The 205-nt window shown below is 51.2% G+C and carries 1 tRNA gene; it reads right to left on the bottom strand.

Annotated elements, in window-relative coordinates:
- Positions 1-73 precede the first annotated feature (73 nt).
- Positions 74-147: transfer RNA gene (locus tag E2626_RS17070), tRNA-Trp, on the bottom strand.
- Positions 148-205 lie beyond the last annotated feature (58 nt).

Here is a 205-nt window from a genome sequence, read left to right as displayed (position 1 = left end):
ACCCACGAATGCCGGAACCACAATCCGGTGCGTTAACCACTTCGCCACAATCGCCGTAATGAAATTTTAAAATTGGCAGGGGCAGTAGGAATCGAACCCACACCGGAGGTTTTGGAGACCTCTGTTCTACCTTTAAACTATGCCCCTATGAATGGTGGAGGGGGGCAGATTCGAACTGCCGAACCCGAAGGAGCGGATTTACAGT

The organism is Jeotgalibacillus salarius (assembly GCF_004405125.1).
Taxonomy (GTDB): Bacteria; Bacillota; Bacilli; order Bacillales; family Jeotgalibacillaceae; genus Jeotgalibacillus; species Jeotgalibacillus salarius.
This window is presented reverse-complemented; position numbering and strand designations above follow the sequence as displayed.